Here is a 15,947-nt window from a genome sequence, read left to right on the forward strand (position 1 = left end):
ATGTCATCCGGCATCAGCACTGTCCGCATCGCCCTCGCCAGCTTTATCGGCACCGCCATCGAGTTCTACGATTTTTATATTTACGGCATGGCCGCCGCGCTGGTCATAGGCCCGGTGTTTTTTCCGCAGAGCGATCCTGCCGCACAGGCGCTGAATGCTTTCCTGACATTCGGCGTCGCTTTCCTGGCGCGTCCCTTGGGCGCAGCCTTGTTCGGCCATTTCGGCGACCGCATCGGGCGCAAGGCAACACTGGTTGCATCGTTATTGGTGATGGGAATTTCCACCATGCTGATCGGCGTGCTGCCGGGCTATGACATGATAGGCTGGCTTGCGCCTGCTTTGCTGTGCCTGCTGCGTTTCGGGCAAGGGATAGGCCTGGGCGGGGAGTGGGGCGGCGCGGCATTGCTGGCAACGGAACACGCGCCGGAAGGCAGGCGCGGCTGGTTCGGCATGTTTCCACAACTCGGACCGCCGGTCGGTTTCCTGTTTGCTACCGGCAGTTTTCTGCTGCTGGCGCATTTTCTGGATGAAGCGCAGTTCCGCGAGTGGGGCTGGCGCATTCCTTTCCTTGCCAGCGCGCTGCTGGTGATGGTTGGGCTGTATGTGCGGCTCAAGCTTTCGGAGACGCCGGTTTTTACACGCGCCCTGCAACAGCAAGCACGCGCAAGTCTGCCATTGCTGGAAATGCTGCGCCATCATGCGCTGCCTTTGCTGCTGGGAGCGCTGGCCATGGTGGTGTGCTATGCGCTGTTCTACATTTCCACGGTGTTTTCGCTGAGCTACGGCACTACGACGCTCAATATCCCGCGAGAGCAGTTCCTGGGCATGCTGTGCATCGCCATATTGTTCATGGCCGCGGCGACGCCTTTCGCAGCCTGGGCGGGTGACCACTATGGGCGGCGGCCGGTGCTGATCGCGGCAAGCTTCGGTGCGTTACTGTCCGGTTTTCTGCTGCAGCCGATGCTGGAGAGTGGTTCGGCGCTGCTGATTATGGCTTTTCTCGCGCTGGAGCTGTTTTTGATGGGGGCAGCTTTCGCCCCCATGGGTGCGCTGCTCCCCGAATTATTCCCGACTCGTGTGCGCTACACCGGCGCCGGGGCGGCGTACAACCTGGGCGGCATCCTCGGCGCCTCGTTCGCGCCGTATATCGCGCAAAAGCTCGTCGCTTACGGCGGATTGGCTTTTGTAGGCGGCTACATCACCGCTGCTGCCGGGATCAGTCTGGGCGCGGTGATTTTGATGCGCGAAACGCGACACGACTCCTTCTAGCGCTACTTCGCTCCCTCGTGCAAGGGGTATCTGGAGTAAGCAAGCGGTTGTGCTACGTTGCGAGCAACAGAAACACGGTCGGTTTTTTATGCAGATCCGGCAGCGGAGCATTTTTCCAATCCGCAATCCGTTTCGTGACGATCAGCTCCGACTCCAGGCTAATGTTGCATGCCACGCATAAGCGCGTGTCTCCATTGCAGTTCGCGAGCATGTCTTCCAGCAAATGCTGATTGCGGTAGGGCGTTTCGATGAAAATCTGCGTCTCGCGTTTCTTGCGCGAGACCTGTTCGATTTCACGCAGTGTTTGTACCCGAGCCGCTTTCTCGCTCGGCAAGTAACCAAGAAAGGTAAAACGCTGACCATCCAATCCTGAAGCCATCAAGCCCAGCAGGATGGAAGAAGGGCCGACCAGCGGCGCGACGCGTATACCCTTGCGGTGCGCCTGCGCCGCCAGCTGTGCGCCGGGGTCGGCAATCCCGGGGCAGCCAGCTTCCGACATCAGCCCGATATCCCGGCCTTCCAGCAATGGCGCGAGCAGCGCGGGCAACTCTTTATCGGTTGTGTGCTCGTTGAGTGTCAGCATCGTCAGTTCGCGCACCGGTTTATGCGTCTTGATCGCTCCCAGAAAGCGCCGCGCGGTTTTTTCATTTTCGACGATGAAGGTATCGAGTTTCTGTGCAATGCTCACCACGTCAGGCGGCAGCGCTTTGCCGATTGCGTCGTCACCCAGCGTGACCGGAATCAGGTACAGCGTGCCCAGGCTCAATATTTCACCTGTACGCGGTAAGTCAGCGTGGTCTTGCCTTCGGCAGGCACGTCGATGCGCCATACCGCCGTGTTGCTGGCAGCTTTTTCATGCGCATGGCTGGACTTGATGATTTTCCAGTCGGCCGGAATGGGTTCCTGCACGGTGACGGTGACGGCTTCTTTCTTGGCGTTCTTCAACACGACTTCATAGGCGCTTTCGAACATCGCCGTGCCCTTGGTCGGATTGGGCAGTTTCTTGAAATCGGTTTGTTTCTTGTCCGCCGTCACGTCGAAAGCTTCGCCCAGCTTGAGGCGTACTTTCTCATTTCTGGGCGTATGGTCGATGCGATCTTCGCCGACAAATTGCGCGTTGCCGGCGCCGTCCTTTTTATAGACGCGGATGATGCCTTTGGGCAGCGGCATGCCGAGACGTGCGTTTTCCTTGTTGTCGAATTCCACGAACACGCCGACCTTCATTTTTTGTCCCAGTTCGCCATAGCTGGAGCTGTAGTAATAATCCGCACCGCGCAGCAGCAGCTCCTTGCGTACCGGCACACCGGAGGCCGACAGTAGCGACACTTGTTTGGTCTGGTTCTCGGCGATAGTCGTCGAGCGATCCAGCGTGTAGAGGTGATACTCCAGCAGCGACTCCTCGGCCATCTGCTGCACATCGGCGGATGCGGCCATCTCCATTTTTGACATCGCCCGCACCAGGCGTCGTTCATCCTGGACGCGGTTTACGTCACCCGCCACCAGTTGCAATTTCGCGTTGCGGTAGGATGCGCCGCTGGTATTGGTAAGCGTCACCCAGCCGGAAAGGTCCAGCTTGTCGTCCGCAGCATTCAGTTCGGCTACGTAGTCCGCCTTCCAGCCCAGTCCTCCGGTGAGGTAGCTCAACTCGACATCCTGCTGGGCCGTGCCGCCGTTGTTAAGCGACATCACCAGCGTTGGCCGGTCGCGCAGATTGGCGGGCACGTCGCCGTAAACGATGCGCCCGGGCACGCCGGTTTCGATGCGATCGCCCATCTTCAGCACCACGCCGTTATTGGCCGCCAGCACCTGCGCCTGCTCCGTGGTTTCGGCACCCGTCGCGGGGTTGGTCTTGATGATGCCGACCGATTTTCCGACGAATTTTTCCAGCAGCTTCTGCGGCGTCAGCAGATCGAAATCGAAGTTCTGCTCAATCACCGACAACTTGCCAGGGCTGCTCAAGCTGCGTAACAGAGCCGTCTCCGGACGCATCTGCGCGCTGACATCGCGAAAAGCCAACGTGTTCTGCCCGCTGCCCAGCTGGATTTTCCGTTGATCCTTCACCAGCGCCAGATTTTCGTTATAGATGGTCACGGCGACGCTCTGCTGATCGGCAAGCGTGCTTCTGGTTTCCTCGGCTGCGGCAGATATCGTCACGGCAAGGCCGGCGGCGACCAGGAGGGGGATGGAGCGCTTATTCATGGGATTCCTTTCTTGTAGGCGCGAAGAGTGCACGGACTGCTCGCATATCGCTGCGACCATACGCTGCACGACCGGTTCGACCGTGCAGCGCAGTATCGCAAATCTCACACCGGATTAGAAGGGTCGTTCAGGCGATACCAGTCCATGCGGCGTGTCAGCGTCATCACGGTGGCAAGAGCGGCGAAGAGAATCAGCGAGCCCATCAGCAAGGCGTTGTCTTCCGATTGCAGCACGCCAAACAGTACTGCGTAGAGCAAGGTGATACCGCCTGAGAATACCAATGCAGATCGGGCACTGTGCAACACTCCTGCAAGGTAAAAGGCTATCAATAGCACGCAGGCACTGCCAGAGGCAATGTAGGCGGCAAGGAAAGGTATGTGTTCGGACAGGCTGATAATAAGCAGGAAAAATATCGCCATCGACAGACCGACCAGCAAATACTGCATGGGATGCATGCGCAGTCCGCGAAGAACCTCGAACATGAAGAATGCCGTGAAGACGAGCACAACGAACATCAAGCCATATTTCACCGCACGCTCTGACATCGAATAAATATTAACCGGATCGACGAAGTCGACCGTAAATGCTTCGGCCTCTGCTTGCTGGTTATTGCCGGATTGGACGATCGAATTCTTGGCCAGACTCGTGACCAGCCATTGAGCGCTGAAACCCTGATTCGAAATGTTGCGGCTACGTGGCAGAAAACTGCCCCCGAAGGAAGGATGCGGCCAGGAGGACTTGAACGCGACTTCGGTTGTGTCGCCTGAAGGCTGCACCGCCAGCGTACTCGTGCCTTGCAATTCGAGCGGAAAGCTGAAGTTGAAGGTACGCGGCTGATTAACGTCGGGCGCGGTCAAGGCAACGTGCATGCCATTGCCCGCTACCGAAACAATGCTGCCTGCTGCAGCCACTCCGGGCGAAAACTCATGTGTCGTCTCGTTGAGGGTCAATAGGGGCGTATTGCGTATCCCGCGCGAATCGCTAACGCGCATTACAACGTAGGCGGCTTCAGGGATGATGTTTTCGATCTTGTCGCTCAGACCGTATGCGCGCGGTAAGGTGAAGCTGCCTGAAATCTTGCTGTGTAAATTGTAGAGCTGCGCTTTGTAGATACCTCGGCTACGACTCTCGACATCGGCGCTTCCAGTGATTTTCAGCGTGTGCGGCGCTATGACGGTCTCGAACGGAAGCGACTCCACAATGCTGGTTCTTATGCGTCCTTTTTCATCTTTTTCCTTCTTTTGTTCGCGCAGTTTGTAGCGAATGACCAGATACGGTCCGGACAGAGTCTGCGGCCTGGCGGCGCTGCGCGCGATATCCTCCTGCACGCTATGCTGCAATGTCTTGCGCTCGGAAATCTTGGATTCGATCATGCCCAGCGGTATCAGCAGAATCAGCGCCAGCAGGCCGATCATCAAGGTCTTGGAAAGCAAGGGATAACGATTCATGACAACTCCTTGTTTATATGTTGGTGTATTTGGTCAAACAGCCCTGGGCTGCCATGCGGCGCGCGTCAATATCAAGGCCATTCCGGCCATGCCGGCCAGCACGCAGCCCAGATGCATGGGCAGTACCCATTCGTGCATCAAAAGCGGATTGGTATCCGTCAGTGGAGCAAACGGGCGCATGTCGGCATGCATGATCGCGTCCAGCAGCAGATGCGACCCGACCCCAAGCAGCGCTCCGCACCATGCCTGCACCCACGTCATACTAAAACTCTTCTCATTGCTGTCACCGAGTCGCGCATATAGCCGCCAGACGACTGTAATGGCCTTGCACCCAATCAAAGCCGAGCCCGCTGCGATCAGCAGCGCACCCGTCAACGTGTGCGAAAAGCCATGCAGCGGAAATTCAATGCGCCACATGCGATAGAGCGGTTCCACATCCATCGCCACATTGGCGAGGGTGAACATCGAAAAACTGAAGTGATTGGGAATCAGCCCCTTGATGGCAAGGCCTGGGCCGAGGTGCAGCGGTGTGAATGGCATGGAGATCTCCCGTATCGATTGGAGATGCCATGATGACTAAAGCTTATGTGCGGGCGATGGGGTGAATGTGTCGTGTGTGTGAAGAGACATAATTAATTGACAAGTCATTTCAGTTGCGCAATTATTTGTATGCAATTGCATGCTATTTGTATGCGTATTGATTATGCGAGGTGAATAATGGCTCAAATGCAAACCATCTCTGTCCGTATTTCGGACGAAGATTTTCAGTGGTTGCTATCTTTGCCTGATGCGGGAGCAAGGACTCCGAGCGAAAAGTTACGAGCGTTGGTCGCCAAAGCCCGTGAGCAGGATAGCGGCATGACGGATTACAAAAGGTGCGCCGCGTGGATGCGAAATCTGGCACAGCCTTTTGCCGAGGCCGTAGCGGATGTGGACCATCGTTACAACATGCATTCAGGCCTGATGGCTGCAGTATCCGAAACGATACCGCACATCATGGCAACGCTGATTACGGAGCGCCCGGAAGGTGCGCATGCGAACGAGAAGGCAATCGCGGCGGAAGCAGCAATCGCCCGCCAATGTTTCAGACTTTTTGCCGGCCTGCTGAGGGGATCAATCACCTCAACCCCGGCGACGTACGACAAGAGGGTGTTGGACGATTATTTGCCCGACATCCTCGAAATCGCGGAAATTATCTCAACCAGAAAAGAAAAGGAGACAACAAATGGCTGAAACGGTTGCAACGCGGGTTGCCAGAATCATTGCCGGAGGCACCCATGCCTTGCTGGATAAAGCGGAAAATCTCGCGCCGGACGCAGTCATGGCGCAGTCGATCCGCGAAATAGATCAGGTAGTCGCGGAAGTACGCGTCGACCTCGGCAAAACGGAGGCGGCAAAGCATCTGATCCTGTCGCAAATCTCCAAGCTGAACGGCGAGCATGAAAAACTCGCCGAGCAGATTGAGACAGCCGTCAAGCAAGAGCGCGACGATCTCGCTACTGCAGCCATTGGACGGCAATCCGATATTGAGGATTTTCTGCCGGTATTGCAGAAATCCCTGGATGAACAGTCTGAAAAGGCCAAGGAGTGCGAAAGCTATCTGCTCGCCTTGCAAGCCAAGAAACGCGAGCTGGAGCAAATGCTGACCGAGTATCTGGCGGCCACCGCGGATCGCGGCAGTGCCTCCGCGCAAGTCGATGGATCGAATCGGCATGGCCGGGTAGAGGAAGCGGAAGCATCCTTTGGACGGGTGCTGGCCCGGCAGACCGGGGTGGCTGGGCTTGGCATTGGTATTTCCCAGGATGCCGCCAAGCTCAAGGAACTTGCCGACATGCAGAGAAACAACCGGATCGCAGAGCGATTGGCTGCGCTCAAGGTCGCTAAGCAAAACTAAAAGGCTGGACGCTGCTTCAGCATCCTCTGCCGAAAGGACACCGATGGAATATTTCATTGCTGCGGAATCGCTGCCGTTTACCTTGGCGACGCTCTTTGTCGTGGTCATCGGGTGCGTAGAGTTCGTCGCACTCATGGCGGGATTCGACGTCTCCGGGCTGCTCGATCATATCTTGCCGGAAAACATCGATGGAGTCGCTGACTCCTGGCTGGGCTGGCTGCATGTGGGTAAGGTGCCGATACTGGTGCTGCTGGTCATATTGCTGACGGCTTTTGCAATGGTCGGCTTTACATTGAATGCCGTGGTGCATGGCCTGTTCGGATTTTATCCGTTCCCGCTTCTGTCCTCGTTTATCGCCTTCGTTTGCGCCTTGCCGGTGGTGCGCGTCATGGGGGCCGCCATAGGCCGCATTCTGCCCAAGGACGAGTCTTCCGCCGTGTCACTCGAAACTTTGGTTGGGCATGTTGCCGTCGTGCTGAGCGGTACGGCCAAAGCCGGCTACCCGGCCGAGGCGCGCGTCAGATCGAAGCACGGGCAGACGTTTTATGTGCGGGTCGAGCCGGAAGGAAATGTCATGGAGTTCGGCGCGGGAGAATCGGTGTTGCTGGTAAAACAAATCTCGGGATCGCGGTTCATGGCCATTGCCAATCCGCGTCCCGATATTCTCTAAACAAGAAAAAGGGGAGAGCTACATGGATCAGTTGATTGGAATAGGGGTTATCGCGGGAATCGCATTCGTTGGGCTGCTGGTTATCGGGATGATTTTTGCCCGCTTGTATCGCCGCTCATCCAAGGAACTGGCGTTCGTGCGCACCGGCCTCGGCGGGCAGAAAGTGGTCATGGATGGCGGCGCGATTGTGCTTCCCATCTTCCATGAGTGCGTCAGCATCAATATGAACACGCTTAAGCTGGAAGTCTCGCGATCCGGCTCGGACAGCTTGATTACTCTGGATCGTCTGCGAGTTGATGCAGTGGCTGCATTTTTCGTGCGTGTCATTCCCAGCACCGAGGGTGTTGCCAACGCTGCGCAGACGCTGGGTCAGCGAACCATGGATCCCGACTCGCTCAAGGAACTCGTGGAAGATAAATTCGTCGATGCCTTGCGCGCTGCCGCTGTCTCGATGAGCATGCATCAATTGCTCGACAAGCGTGCCGACTTCATTCAGGCCGTACAAAATGCCGTGTCCGAGGATTTACTCAAAAACGGCCTGGAGCTCGAATCTGTCAGTTTGACGCGGCTGGATCAAACATCAATCAAGTTCTTCGATGCGCAGAATGCGTTCGATGCGGAAGGTCTGACCAAGCTGACGCAGCAAACCCAACAGCGTGCCCGAGAACGCAATGAAATCGAACAGGACACTGCAGTTGCCATCGCTCAGAAAAATTATGAAGCGACTCAGCTCAAGCTGACCATCGAAAAGGAACAGACCTTCGCTACCTTGCAACAACAGCAAGAGGTGTCGACGCGCGAGGTACAGCAAAAGGCAGAAGTTGCCAGCATCACGGCCCAGCGCGAACGCGAAGCCCAGCAAGCCAAGATTGATGCTGAGCGTCTGGTGCAAGAAGCCGAAGTCGAGAAAAACCGGGCTATCCGGCAACGTCAAATCGAGGCTGACCGCGAAGTTCAGGTCGCCAAGATCGAACAAGAAAAGCAGACCACGCTAGCGGATCAGGACAAGCTGATTTCCATTGCGGAGAAATCAAAAGCGCAATCCGAAGCCGAGAAGCAGGCCAACGAGGCACGGGCGTTGGCAGCAAAAGCGGAGGAACAGGTGAAAACCGCCCGCGAAGTTGCGATTGCAGAAAGAGAAAAGCAAATTGCCCTGGTTGCTGCCGAACAGGAAGCCCAGGAGCAGGCTATCGGCATTCGGGTATCTGCCGAAGCTGAAAAAGATGCTGCGGAAAATCTCGCGGAAGCCATCAAGATCAAGGCGGATGCCCAGCAGGTGCAATACGAGGTGGATGCGAAAGGGGTAGAGATGCGCAATGCTGCGCTGAATACCCTGGCCGCTGAGCAGATCAGCATGCAGATCAAGATGAAACTGCTTGAGGTATTGCCGTCCATCATCGAAGCTTCCGTCAAACCTATCGAAAAGATCGACGGGATCAAGATCGTCCAGGTTGATGGCTTAAATCGCGGATTCTCGGGAGGGGGTTCCGGTTCGCTCGGGCTGAACGGGGGCGGAAGCCTGGCCGAACAAGCTGTCGCTGCCGCATTAACCTACCGCGCGCAACAGCCGATTCTCGATGCCGTCCTGAACGAGATCGGGATGAAAGGGAGCGATCTTAACTCCCTGATTGAGCCGGCGACTCGCGAGTTTTCTTCGCCTGTTTCCGTAGTTGCTCCGATAGCTGAAAATGCCGCTCCGGCAGTCACGGCGACATCAGATAATCTGACCAATACTGGTCAGATTATCTGATTTACTTCTATCCCGGGCACGTATTCTCAGGTGCCCGGAAAATCAGAGTGCCGGTAGCGTCAGGCGAGCGACTGCGCCGCCTTCGTCGCGGTTGGCAACTGCAACATTGCCGCCATGCAGCGCGGCCACCTCGCGAACAAAGGGCAATCCCAGCCCGGTACTTTTCAACTGCGTTCCCGGTCGAATTAAGGAATAAAAACGATCAAACACGCGAGGCAGCGCATAGTCCGGGATGCCTGAGCCCTGATCCTGAACGAGGAGGGTATGAGTATTCTGACCGGACTCCAGCAGCAGTGTGATCCGTCCACCGTCGGTAGAGAAATCGATGGCGTTATCGAGCAGGTTGGCAAGCGCCTGACGCAAAAGAAAAGGTTCGCCCAAGACATGCGCATCTTGCGAGATGAGATTGTGGCAGCTGATATTCCGTTGCTGCATGCGGGCGGCGTGATCGGCTATGACGGTCTCAGAGAGTTCATGCAGTCCGACCGGCACGTTTTCTTCCAGTCCCGTGCGGTGCTCCAGCTTCGCCAGTGCCAGCAGTTTGTCGAGCATATCCTTGAGGCGACGGCTCTGCTCGCGGATGTTTGCGGTAAAGATGGCTCGATCCTGCGGGAGCAGGTTCTCGTCCAGCAATTCGGCGGCGCCGATAAGTGCGGTCAATGGGCTTTTCATTTCATGCGCGAGGTGATGGACATAGTTTTCAATGTATTCGCGTCCGTCCAGCTTTTCCCGCATTTCCGCCAGCGCTTGCCCCAGCTCGGCCAGTTCGCCGCTGCCTAAGGATGGGAGTTGAGCTTTGTGCCCCGCGCCCACTTCCCGGGCATAGCGGCGTAACAGACCGATAGAGCGGCTGAACCACCAGGTGAACAGGAGGCCGATCAGCAATGCCCCACCCATCAGCCACCATCCGGCACGCTCGATGCGCTGACGGCTGCGGTCGATAAAAGGTTGCACGCTCATGGTGGGTTTCGCGACGGCGAGCACGCCTATAAGTTGCCCATCGCGCAAAATCGGGGCGGCGATGTGCATGACCGCAGAATTGTCGTTGCCTGGCTCTTGGCGCGTACTGCGCACGCCATAGCGACCTTGCAAGGTGAGATAAACATCGTTCCAGCGTGAGAAATCCTTGCCGACAGCGATGCCTTGGGAGTCATAGAGCACGATGCCCTTGGCATCGGTAATGTAGACGCGCAGATCAACGGAATCCTTCTTGAAACCCCAGATATCCGCATGAGGATCGCGTGCCTGATAACGTTTGAATGCTGCGGCAAAGCGGCCGCTATCGAGCTTATCAGATGCTATGTCTTCAGCGGCCAGTTCCGCCAGCAGGTGCGCGGTATCGACCAGAGTCTCTTCCATGGTCTGGCGCACGCCGGGTTTAACTTCCTGCATGAAGCTGTTAAGCACGAACCAGGCGGCAAGGCCGACAATGAGGAAGTAACCGAGCAGCAGGCGCAGGCTGATGCTCATCGGGCTGCCCATTGCGCAGGATGCTCGCTTGGAGCTGATACATGCAAGGGCGGCTGCGCTGAGGTTGAGCGTGTCGTCATTATGTCGACCCGTTAACGATGCTGTAACCCATGCCGCGATGGGTTGCGATGAGATTAAAATCTTCACGCACGGCTTTCAGTTTGGCTCGCAAGGTCTTGATATGCGTGTCAACGGTGCGATCGGAGGTGTCAAGCGCATCGCGCCAGATGCGATCCATCAGCTCGTCGCGGGCATGGATGCGTCCGGGATGGTCAAGCAGGGTCTTGAGCAGCAGGTATTCATAGCGCGTCAGGTCGAGCAGCTGACCGCAATAGCGAATGCGTGCCGCTGAGGTATCGACGTCAAAAGTCGGAGCGGATGAAGATTGTGTAGTTGTGCGACGTAACCGCGCCCGAACGCGGGCCACGACCTCACGAGGCGAGAAAGGCTTGGCAACATAGTCGTCCGCGCCTATTTCGAGGCCGACAATGCGGTCGATTTCTTCGGTACGCGCAGTCAGGAAAATAATGGGCAGGTCTGTGAAGGCGCGCGCCTGGCGGCAGACCTCGAAACCGCTCATATCCGGTAGCCCGATATCAAGTATCGCCAGTGCGTATCGTCCGCTGCGCAATTGGGCCAGCCCCTCACTGCCCAGCACGCAATGATGGGGCGCGTAACCTTCGCTCTTGAGAGCGTAGATCAGCGTATCCGCAATCGCGGATTCGTCTTCGATGACAAGTATGGATTGCGCCACGGCGTTTTCTCCCTGATGGGATTATATGACCGTAACGCCTTCGTTTTGCAGCATGCCGATCAGGGAAATCAGCGGCAGTCCGATCAGTGCGTTCGGATCATCGCCGCGCATGTATTCCATGAGCGCGATACCCAAGCCTTCGGACTTTGCGCTGCCGGCGCAGTGGTAGGGTTGCTCCAGGCGCAGGTAGTTCTCGATTTGCGCGTCGGTGAATTGGCGGAAACGGACTTCGTAAACCACATCTTCGGCCTGCATGTTGCCACTCGCGGCATTGAACAGGCACAGCGCGCTATGGAAAAACACCGTGCGGCCGCGCATCAAGGTCAGTTGCTTCACGGCGTTGTCATGCGTCAGCGGTTTGCCGAGCTGCAATCCGTCCAGCGTGGCAACCTGATCGCAGCCGATCACGAGCGCATCGGGATAATGGCTGCCGATCTTGCGGGCTTTGGCTTGGGCAAGGCGCAGAGCCGTTTCTTCGGGTTTTTCACCCTGTAGCGGAGATTCATCGACATCCGGTGTTTCGACGCTGAAAGGCAATTGCAGGCGCTCCAGCAATTCGCGGCGATAAATGGAGGAAGAGGCAAGTATCAGTTGTGGTTTCGGCATAAAGCAAAAGGCCGGCTTGCGCCGGCCTTTTTGGACGTTATTGAATTTCGATCAGAGTCTCGTCGGGCGTGACGCTATCGCTCTTTTTGACGTGTACGGCAACGATGATGCCGCTTTTGGGCGCCTGGATTTCGTTTTCCATTTTCATGGCTTCAATCACCAGGACGCCATCGCCGGCATTTACCTTGTCGCCAGTCTTGACCTTGACGTCAACGATGGTGCCGGGCATCGCGGTCGTCACGCAGCCTTCATGAGAAGGGCGCGGGCGATTGCCGTTGCCGGTCGCTGCTGCCGTGGTCTTCTTCTTGGAGCCGCCATTGCCGTTGCCGCCGGAGACCTCGATTTCACTCAGCGTTTCGACGATCACTTCTTCCGAAATACCATCGACCGAAACATAGAATGGACGTTGCTCTTCGCCAGCATGGCCGCTGCCAGTGAGCTTGATGTGGAAGGTTTCGCCGTGCAGGGTCACCTTGAACTCGTTCGGCGCGTAGCGTGCGGAAGAGGGCGTGCTGGCTTCTTTCGACAGCAACTGTTCGGGCTTGAGCGAGCCGGCGTTGCGTTCCTGCAGGAAGGTCTGTGCCAGGTCCGGGAACATGGCGTAGGTCAGCACGTCTTCATCGTTCTTGGCGAGGCTTTCGATCTGGACGCGCAGCTTGTCCATTTCGTCCTCCAGCAGATCGGCCGGGCGGCTGGTGATAACTTCGGCATTGCCGACGGCGATGCTCTTCACTTCGTCGTTGATCTTGCCAGGTGCCTTGCCGTAATGGCCGAGCAGGTAGTTCTTGACCTCGGTAGTCACGGACTTGTAGCGTGCGCCGGTCAGTACGTTCAACACGGCCTGCGTGCCGACGATTTGCGAAGTGGGGGTGACCAGCGGCGGAAAGCCGAGATCCTCGCGCACGCGCGGGATTTCGGCCAGCACTTCGTCCATGCGATTCAGAGCGCCTTGCTCCTTGAGCTGGTTGGACAGGTTGGAAATCATGCCGCCCGGCACCTGGTTGACCAGGACGCGGGTATCCACCCCGGTAAAATCGCTCTCGAACTGCCAGTACTTCTTGCGTACTTCGCGGAAGTAGGCATTGATTTCCTGAATCGCCACGAGGTCGAGGCCGGTGTCATATTCAGTGCCCTGCAGCGCGGCCACGATGCTCTCGGTAGAGGAGTGGCTGGCACCTTCGCCGAAGGCGGAAACGCAGGTATCCAGTATGGTTGCACCGGCTTCGACGGCCTTCAGGAAACTCATTGCAGACAGGCCGGACGTTGCGTGGCTGTGCAAGTGGATGGGAATATTGATTTCGGCACGCAGGGCCTTTACCAAGTCTGCCGTGGTGTAAGGCGTGAGCAGGCCAGCCATGTCCTTGATGGCGAGCGTATCGCAGCCCATGCCTTCGAGCTCCTTCGCCAAACGGACGAAGTGGGGGATGTCATGCACCGGGCTGGTCGTGTAGCTGATGCAGCCTTCGGCATGCTTGCCGACCTTTTTCACTTCTTCGATGGAGACGCGCAGGTTGCGCAGGTCGTTCATCGCGTCGAAAATACGGAATACGTCTACGCCGTTATTGGCTGATTTGCCGACGAAGGCGCGCACGACGTCGTCGGAATAATGACGATAGCCGAGCAGATTCTGACCGCGCAGCAGCATCTGGATGCGGCTATTGGGCAGTGCCTTGCGCAGTTTCTTGAGGCGCTCCCACGGGTCTTCTTTCAGATAGCGTACACAGGCGTCGAAGGTGGCGCCGCCCCAGGCTTCGAGCGACCAGAAGCCGATCGAATCCAGCTTGGAACATATCGGCAGCATGTCGTCCGTGCGCAAGCGCGTGGCGATCAAGGACTGATGCCCGTCGCGCAAAACTAATTCTGAAACATATACTTTCGCCATAATTTTAACTTACCACTTTAAGTATTAATCAAATGCCTTCGTGCGCAGCGATGGCAGCCGAAATTGCGGCCGCGATCAATTCGGGCGGCAACTCGGTTTCGTAGTTAATCAGTTCGGGATGTGCTTCGACAAAGCTAGTGTCGAAGTCGGCTCCCCTGAAATCCGGATGTTTAAGGATTTCCTGATAGTAAGGGATCGTGGTCTTGACGCCGTAAACCACCATGTCGCTCAATGCGCGGCGGCCACGTTCGACCACGCCTTCCCAGGTCAGCGCCCAGACAGTCAGCTTGGCGCACATGGAGTCGTAGTAGGGCGGGATTACGTAGCCGCTGTACATGGCGGCATCGACACGCACACCGGGTCCGCCCGGCGAGTAATAGCGCGTAATCTTGCCGAAACTGGGTAAAAATCCGTTCTTCGGATCTTCGGCATTGATACGGAACTCCATTGCATAGCCGCGGAATTTGACGTCTTCCTGCTGATATTGCAGTTTAAGGCCGTCCGCAATGCGGATTTGCTCCTGCACGATGTCGATGCCGGTAATGGTCTCCGTCACCGTGTGCTCGACCTGCAGGCGCGTATTCATTTCCATGAAATAGAAATTGTTGTCCTGATCCAGCAGGAATTCGACCGTACCGGCATTCTTGTAATCGACTGCTTTGGCCGCCTTGACTGCCAGTTTTCCGATGTATTCGCGCTGCGCCTGCGACAATTGCGGCGACGGGGCAATTTCGATCAGCTTCTGGTTGCGACGCTGGATGGAGCAGTCGCGCTCAAACAGATGGATCGCGTTGCCGTGTCCATCGGCGAGAATCTGGACCTCGATATGGCGCGGGTTAACCACGCACTTTTCGAGGAACACTTCGGGCTTGCCGAATGCTTTGCTCGCTTCGGAAATCACTCGTTCGTAATTACCGAGCAATTCCTTTTCGTTGTTGCAGCGGCGAATGCCGCGGCCGCCGCCGCCATTGGTGGCCTTGAGCATAATCGGATAGCCGATCTTCTTCGCCAGTGCGACTGCTTCTTCGACGTTTTCCAGGTTGCCATCACTACCCGGCACACAGGGAATGCCCGCGGCGATCATCGCATTACGGGCCTGGATCTTGTCGCCCATCTGGCGAATGACGTTGGCATTCGGTCCGATGAACTTGATTCCGCGTCGCGCACAGATTTCAGCCAGCTCGGGATTTTCAGAGAGGAATCCGTAACCAGGGTGCAGGGCGTCGCAACCGGACGCAACAGCCAGGTTAACGATATTATGCGCATTCAGATAGCCGACGACCGGGTCTGAGCCGATGTTATAGGCTTCGTCCGCTTTCTTGACGTGCAGGGCGTGACGATCCGCATCGGTATAAATAGCTACCGACTCGATGCCCATTTCCGAGCAGGCGCGGACAATGCGAACCGCGATTTCGCCACGATTGGCTACGAGGATTTTCTTGATCACTGGAGACCCGATTTTTGACACAAAAACCGGCTGATTGTACCATGCGCGGCTTATGACTGAACAGACCAGCATTGACGGACTAGACTTCGCTCGAAAATCCAGCGAGATTCGTGGTACAATCGCGGTCTTCGATTTTTCCAGATTGAAAGATCAGCTGTTTTCGCCCGAGGGCGAAGTGCATTACAAGTTGTCCGGCCGCCGCGATATGGAAGGCCAGCCTCAGCTTGAATTGCAAATAAACGGCCATTTCAATCTGGTTTGCCAACGCTGCCTCGGCGCGCTGGCTTTCGACCTCGATGCCGCCGCAGTGTTCATACTGGTGCCGGATGAAAGTCGAATGCCGCAGCCGGAAGACGAGCGTGATGACGTTGAATATATAGTGGCGGATGCTCCTATTGACGTGCGAGCACTGATCGAGGACGAAGTGCTGCTGAGCCTGCCGCTGGCGCCAGCGCACGAGAATGTGAATTGCAATGACGCTTTATCGGCGGCAAAAGAACAAAAAGAAAGTCCCTTCAAGGTATTGCAGGGACTCAAATTAAACAAAGACTGAAGTTT

General features: G+C 56.7%; 15 protein-coding genes. 6 read left to right on the plus strand and 9 right to left on the minus strand.

Features of this window, described 5'->3' with window-relative positions; all coding sequences use genetic code 11:
* Window positions 1-1,269, plus strand: coding sequence for an MFS transporter (locus tag A7976_RS00710; RefSeq protein ID WP_067105778.1), 1,269 nt, complete (start codon window positions 1-3; stop codon window positions 1,267-1,269).
* Between the two features lie 52 nt (window positions 1,270-1,321).
* Here A7976_RS00710 and A7976_RS00715 read toward each other — a convergent pair whose 3' ends face one another.
* The 4 genes from A7976_RS00715 to A7976_RS00730 all read right to left on the minus strand — a co-directional run bounded on the left by A7976_RS00715 (window position 1,322) and on the right by A7976_RS00730 (window position 5,456).
* Window positions 1,322-2,035, minus strand: coding sequence for an SAM-dependent methyltransferase (locus A7976_RS00715; RefSeq protein ID WP_067105781.1), 714 nt, complete (start codon window positions 2,033-2,035; stop codon window positions 1,322-1,324).
* Window positions 2,032-3,468 (minus strand): DUF4139 domain-containing protein, encoded by a 1,437-nt coding sequence (locus tag A7976_RS00720; RefSeq protein ID WP_067105783.1) that lies wholly within the window; start codon window positions 3,466-3,468, stop codon window positions 2,032-2,034. Before A7976_RS00720 ends, A7976_RS00715 begins: the two co-directional genes overlap by 4 nt.
* A 104-nt stretch (window positions 3,469-3,572) precedes the next feature.
* Window positions 3,573-4,916 (minus strand): cell envelope integrity protein CreD, encoded by a 1,344-nt coding sequence (gene creD, locus A7976_RS00725; protein WP_067105785.1) that lies wholly within the window; start codon window positions 4,914-4,916, stop codon window positions 3,573-3,575.
* Window positions 4,917-4,949: 33 nt separating this feature from the next.
* Window positions 4,950-5,456: a hypothetical protein gene (locus A7976_RS00730; protein ID WP_067105788.1), complete on the minus strand. Its 507-nt coding sequence runs from the start codon at window positions 5,454-5,456 to the stop codon at window positions 4,950-4,952.
* A gap of 177 nt (window positions 5,457-5,633) precedes the next feature.
* Between A7976_RS00730 and A7976_RS00735 the strand changes: the two genes are divergently transcribed.
* From A7976_RS00735 to A7976_RS00750, 4 genes are read left to right on the plus strand one after another with little or no spacing between them, the layout of a single operon-like run.
* Window positions 5,634-6,149, plus strand: coding sequence for a hypothetical protein (locus tag A7976_RS00735; RefSeq protein WP_131800975.1), 516 nt, complete (start codon window positions 5,634-5,636; stop codon window positions 6,147-6,149).
* Window positions 6,142-6,810: a PspA/IM30 family protein gene (locus A7976_RS00740; RefSeq protein ID WP_067105792.1), complete on the plus strand. Its 669-nt coding sequence runs from the start codon at window positions 6,142-6,144 to the stop codon at window positions 6,808-6,810. Before A7976_RS00735 ends, A7976_RS00740 begins: the two co-directional genes overlap by 8 nt.
* 43 nt (window positions 6,811-6,853) lie before the next feature.
* The gene (locus A7976_RS00745) at window positions 6,854-7,480 is read left to right on the plus strand and encodes a YqiJ family protein (protein ID WP_067105794.1); all 627 of its coding nucleotides are present in this window, start codon (window positions 6,854-6,856) and stop codon (window positions 7,478-7,480) included.
* 22 nt (window positions 7,481-7,502) lie between these two features.
* Window positions 7,503-9,230: a flotillin family protein gene (locus tag A7976_RS00750; RefSeq protein WP_067105796.1), complete on the plus strand. Its 1,728-nt coding sequence runs from the start codon at window positions 7,503-7,505 to the stop codon at window positions 9,228-9,230.
* A gap of 42 nt (window positions 9,231-9,272) precedes the next feature.
* Here A7976_RS00750 and creC read toward each other — a convergent pair whose 3' ends face one another.
* The 5 genes from creC to A7976_RS00775 form a co-directional block, all read right to left on the minus strand.
* On the minus strand, window positions 9,273-10,700 hold the full coding sequence (gene creC, locus A7976_RS00755; protein WP_067105798.1) for a two-component system sensor histidine kinase CreC: 1,428 nt from the start codon (window positions 10,698-10,700) through the stop codon (window positions 9,273-9,275).
* A 79-nt stretch (window positions 10,701-10,779) separates the two neighbouring features.
* On the minus strand, window positions 10,780-11,454 hold the full coding sequence (gene creB / locus A7976_RS00760) for a two-component system response regulator CreB (RefSeq protein ID WP_067105800.1): 675 nt from the start codon (window positions 11,452-11,454) through the stop codon (window positions 10,780-10,782).
* A gap of 21 nt (window positions 11,455-11,475) precedes the next feature.
* Entirely contained in the window at window positions 11,476-12,060 is a 585-nt protein-coding gene (locus A7976_RS00765) for a Maf-like protein (protein WP_067105802.1), read from the minus strand.
* A gap of 37 nt (window positions 12,061-12,097) precedes the next feature.
* Window positions 12,098-13,942, minus strand: coding sequence for a sodium-extruding oxaloacetate decarboxylase subunit alpha (oadA, locus tag A7976_RS00770; RefSeq protein ID WP_067105804.1), 1,845 nt, complete (start codon window positions 13,940-13,942; stop codon window positions 12,098-12,100).
* A 28-nt stretch (window positions 13,943-13,970) separates the two neighbouring features.
* Window positions 13,971-15,389, minus strand: coding sequence for an acetyl-CoA carboxylase biotin carboxylase subunit (locus A7976_RS00775; protein ID WP_067105806.1), 1,419 nt, complete (start codon window positions 15,387-15,389; stop codon window positions 13,971-13,973).
* Between the two features lie 34 nt (window positions 15,390-15,423).
* Between A7976_RS00775 and A7976_RS00780 the strand changes: the two genes are divergently transcribed.
* Entirely contained in the window at window positions 15,424-15,942 is a 519-nt protein-coding gene (locus A7976_RS00780) for a DUF177 domain-containing protein (protein ID WP_131800977.1), read from the plus strand.
* Window positions 15,943-15,947: the final 5 nt, after the last annotated feature.

Origin of the sequence: Methylobacillus sp. MM3, assembly GCF_001645185.1 — a bacterium.
GTDB lineage: Bacteria > Pseudomonadota > Gammaproteobacteria > Burkholderiales > Methylophilaceae > MM2.

Bases quoted from the DNA above. Each gene is read 5' to 3' on its own strand.
- A7976_RS00765 (WP_067105802.1), bottom strand. From the start codon at position 12,060: ATGCCGAAACCACAACTGATACTTGCCTCTTCCTCCATTTATCGCCGC.
- A7976_RS00710 (WP_067105778.1), top strand. From the start codon at position 1: ATGTCATCCGGCATCAGCACTGTCCGCATCGCCCTCGCCAGCTTTATC.
- creC (WP_067105798.1), bottom strand. From the start codon at position 10,700: ATGAGCATCAGCCTGCGCCTGCTGCTCGGTTACTTCCTCATTGTCGGC.
- A7976_RS00735 (WP_131800975.1), top strand. From the start codon at position 5,634: ATGGCTCAAATGCAAACCATCTCTGTCCGTATTTCGGACGAAGATTTT.
- A7976_RS00740 (WP_067105792.1), top strand. From the start codon at position 6,142: ATGGCTGAAACGGTTGCAACGCGGGTTGCCAGAATCATTGCCGGAGGC.
- A7976_RS00745 (WP_067105794.1), top strand. From the start codon at position 6,854: ATGGAATATTTCATTGCTGCGGAATCGCTGCCGTTTACCTTGGCGACG.
- A7976_RS00730 (WP_067105788.1), bottom strand. From the start codon at position 5,456: ATGCCATTCACACCGCTGCACCTCGGCCCAGGCCTTGCCATCAAGGGG.
- A7976_RS00720 (WP_067105783.1), bottom strand. From the start codon at position 3,468: ATGAATAAGCGCTCCATCCCCCTCCTGGTCGCCGCCGGCCTTGCCGTG.
- A7976_RS00750 (WP_067105796.1), top strand. From the start codon at position 7,503: ATGGATCAGTTGATTGGAATAGGGGTTATCGCGGGAATCGCATTCGTT.
- creD (WP_067105785.1), bottom strand. From the start codon at position 4,916: ATGAATCGTTATCCCTTGCTTTCCAAGACCTTGATGATCGGCCTGCTG.
- oadA (WP_067105804.1), bottom strand. From the start codon at position 13,942: ATGGCGAAAGTATATGTTTCAGAATTAGTTTTGCGCGACGGGCATCAG.